Here is a 3,400-nt window from a genome sequence, read left to right as displayed (position 1 = left end):
GCCGACCCCTCGATTGCCCTGGTGACGTTCCACTGCTCGATCGATCGAGTGCCGATTGAGGGGCTGCAGAAAGCGCAGGAAACCATTAGGCTCAAATGGCATGGCAGGCTCCAAATCAAGTCTCGCACCTCGATTTTATGCCAGATCACCTGGCGGTGCCTGCCTTGCACCACCCCAAACAAACAAAAATCCCGGACACTAGTGCGCGAAAGCGGGGACCTCCGTTTGCGATCGTGCGGCAGGCCAAGAAAACAGAGGTTCCCGCTTTCGCGGGAATGACCCGGTGGCTGGGGCACGACCCTAACCAAAGCGGCCATGAGCCTTCGCCGGGATGATATCGCGTTTTGAGGTGCCGCCGTTGGCAAGCTCGCGAATAGGCGCTGAAAGCCCTCACTCCGGCGCGTTGCCCTTGAAGCCCCTTGCCAGTAGGTAGGTCTCGGCGGAATCGGCGCGGCTGGCCTTGGGCTTGGCGTGGATGGTGGTGGCGAAATTCTGCTTCAGGAGGTGCAGCAACTCATGCTCGGTGCCGCCCTGGAACACCTTGGCGACGAAGGTCCCGCCTGGCGCCAGGACCTTGACGGCGAAATCGGCCGCGAGTTCAACCAGCTGCATGATCCGGATATGGTCGGTGGCGCGGTGGCCGGTGGTCGGCGCCGCCATGTCCGACATCACGATATCGGCCTTGTGCCCACCCAGCGCATCGATCAGCGCCTGGGGAGCGTCCTCGTCGTTAAAATCCTTCTGCAGCAGGATGACGCCTTCGATCGCATCCATCTCGAGGTAGTCGATCCCGACGATCAGCGGCTTATCCGCTGTGGTGCCGACGATGGGCGCCGCCACCAGCGACCAGCCACCGGGGGCCGCGCCGAGATCGACGACGCGCATGCCCTTCTTGAACAGGTGGTAGCGCTCGTCGAGTTCCTTGATCTTGTAGGCAGCACGCGACCGCAGCCCCTCGGTCCGCGCCTTGGCGACATAGGGGTCGTTGAGCTGGCGCTGCAGCCAGATCGTCGAGCCGATCTTCCGGCCCTTGGCGGTCTTTACGTGAACCTTGAGACCGGTCGCCGATTTGCGTCCGGCTCCCTGCCCTGTTCCCTTGGCCATCAGCGACTCCTGCGACTATTGGCGCGATCAGCCCGGTCGGCGTCGATCAGCGAGATGAGAATACCTTCGCGCAGCCCGCGGTCGGCGACGCGCACCCGCTCAGTCGGCCATTCGCGGCGGATCGCCTCGAAGATGGCACAGCCCGGCAGCACCAGATCGGCGCGGTCCTTGCCGATGCAGGGATGGGCAACGCGGCGGTCAAAGCTCATGCCGAGCAGCGCCGTCATGGTGGCATCGACATCGGCGCGGGTCATCCACAGGCCATCGACCTTCTGGCGCTCGTAGCGCTCGAGCCCGAGATGGAGCCCGGCCAGCGTGGTGACAGTGCCGGAGGTGCCGATCAAGTGCACCGGGTGCTCGGCGATCATCTGGCGCAGCTTTTCGCGGCCGCGAAACTGGCGCAACTGGCCGGCGACGAACGCCACCATATCCTCGAACGTCTCGGGCGTGACGTTCACGCCGCCGAATTTTTCGGCGATCGAGACGACCCCAACCGGCAGCGACTGCCAGGAGCGGATGGACGAGGACATGCGACCCTGCCGGCGCGGGCGGCCACCGCGGAAATCCAGCCAGGCAAGTTCGGACGACCCACCGCCGATATCGAACATCAGGGCGCCCGACGATTCTTCCTCGATCAGGTCGGCGCAGCCGGTGACCGCAAGCGATGCCTCGGTCTGGCGGTCGACGATCTCGAGCACGAGGCCGAGCTCGCGTTCGACCCGGGCGATGAACTCGGCGCCGTTCGAGGCCGAGCGGCAGGCCTCGGTGGCAATGAGGCGCATGCGGGTCGGTTCGTGCTCGCGCAGCTTGTTGCGGCAGAGGCGCAGCGCCTCCATGGTCCGGTCCATGGCGGCATCGGACAGCTTTCCGGTGGTCGACAGGCCCTCGCCGAGGCGCACGATGCGGGTAAAACCGTCCAGCACGCGAAAGCTGTTCTCGTGCGGCCGGGCGATCAGGAGGCGGCAATTGTTGGTGCCGAGATCGAGCGCCGCGTAGAGCGGCCCTCGCGACCGGCGCGAAGAGGGATTCCCTGCGGGGTGCGTCCGCCGCTCCGCTCCGCCAGACCCAGGTTGCCCCCCAGGATTCGCGGTGGTCTGGGCGGGGCTATGGCCCTGCCCGTCACGGTGCCGCTCCAGGCTCTCGGCCCCGGCTGCGGCGGCGGACCGATCTTGATCGGTCAACCTTGCTCCATTTCCCCGCGCAGTCGCCGGCAGCCGGCCGAAGCCGTGGGCGCCCGACACGGGCATATTTCAGTGTCACCGTTGAGGGTAGTGGATGATCCCCCCTAACGCAACGCCCTGAATCTGCCGCAAACTTGAACGGGCGCGGCCGGAGCGTGAAGGCTGAAGAATGCCGCAAAAGGGGTGTTGATCAGACGATCGATTGCCGCTAGAAGGCGCACCGAATGCTGACGGTTCCGCCGGACAGCATCCAGGCTCAGCGCTTGGGGAATAGTTCAATGGTAGAACTGCGGACTCTGACTCCGTCAATCTTGGTTCGAATCCAGGTTCCCCAGCCAGCCCTCTCCTTCTGATACTGCCGATGTTTCGACTGTTGTGGGCCTAGAGCCTGCAGCGCTTTGGCCTGCCGTCGTTACCGACATAGGTGTCGGTCGAAGCGCTGTAGGTGACGAAGCGGGCGGCGCAGCGGGTGCGGTGGGTGGAATAGGCGCGAACGTCGCCCCGCTCCATCGCGTCGATCAGGCTGAAATCGATCGGGGTGGAATAGCCTCGCCGGCGTGGGAACGAGGTGTTGAGCGCATTGATGGCCGCGGCGGCTGGGTCGAAGTTCGGGTTGTTGGGGTTGGCGGGCCAGCCGTAGTTGTAGTCGTTGTTCCAGTACTGGGCCGTGGCCGGAGTACCGAACGACAGGCTGGCGACGAGAGCCGAGATGCAGGGCCAAGCGGAATTTCGCATGTGACGTCTCCTCACGCGTGGCGCTCCGGGAAAGCGCTTGGTGCGTGAGGCGTGAGGCGTCCGGATCAGGTCAGCATGGCAGCCCTCCGTTGCCGAAACCCTGTAAGCCTCTGGAAGATTAGCGTGTAATTGGCGTGGTGCGGCCAACGTCCAACCCCCGCCGGGCGCGCTGGGGGCGGCGCATGCTCGATCGGTTATCGAAGCGAGCGGCGGTTTCCAGTCAGTTCAGGATAAGCCTAGCCCTCCCCCCGGCGTGGGGCAGAAGGTGCGCCGGGGAGCGGCGGGAAATAATGATGGCGATCACAGGAAACCGCCGGCTCCAGCCTTGCCGCCGGCACCGCCTGAGCCGCCTGAGCCGCCGAAACCGGCACCACCGGTGC

At 65.2% G+C, this 3,400-nt stretch carries 3 protein-coding genes and 1 tRNA gene; 1 reads left to right on the top strand and 3 read right to left on the bottom strand.

The features are described 5' to 3' along the window. Positions 1 to 390 precede the first annotated feature (390 nt). A complete protein-coding gene (locus VW23_RS03435; RefSeq protein WP_069908194.1) occupies positions 391 to 1,104 on the bottom strand; it encodes an RlmE family RNA methyltransferase in 714 nt (237 codons plus the stop codon). After that, entirely contained in the window at positions 1,104 to 2,285 is a 1,182-nt protein-coding gene (locus VW23_RS03430) for a Ppx/GppA phosphatase family protein (protein ID WP_244513355.1), read from the bottom strand. The genes VW23_RS03435 and VW23_RS03430 overlap by 1 nt, the downstream gene beginning before the upstream one ends. Before the next feature lie 264 nt (positions 2,286 to 2,549). Between VW23_RS03430 and VW23_RS03425 the strand changes: the two genes are divergently transcribed. After that, a tRNA-Gln gene (locus VW23_RS03425) sits at positions 2,550 to 2,623 on the top strand. Between the two features lie 43 nt (positions 2,624 to 2,666). Here VW23_RS03425 and VW23_RS03420 read toward each other — a convergent pair. After that, positions 2,667 to 3,020, bottom strand: a complete 354-nt coding sequence (locus tag VW23_RS03420; RefSeq protein WP_069908192.1) for a BA14K family protein — start codon at positions 3,018 to 3,020, stop codon at positions 2,667 to 2,669. Positions 3,021 to 3,400: the final 380 nt, after the last annotated feature.

The sequence above is a fragment of the Devosia insulae DS-56 genome, assembly GCF_000970465.2.
Classification (GTDB): Bacteria; Pseudomonadota; Alphaproteobacteria; order Rhizobiales; family Devosiaceae; genus Devosia_A; species Devosia_A insulae.
The sequence above is the reverse complement of the archived record's forward strand: the minus strand, read 5'-3'. Positions and strand labels throughout refer to the sequence as shown.

Excerpts from the sequence above, each read along its gene's own strand:
- VW23_RS03420 (WP_069908192.1), bottom strand. The coding sequence starts at position 3,020 with ATGCGAAATTCCGCTTGGCCCTGCATCTCGGCTCTCGTCGCCAGCCTG.
- VW23_RS03435 (WP_069908194.1), bottom strand. The coding sequence starts at position 1,104 with ATGGCCAAGGGAACAGGGCAGGGAGCCGGACGCAAATCGGCGACCGGT.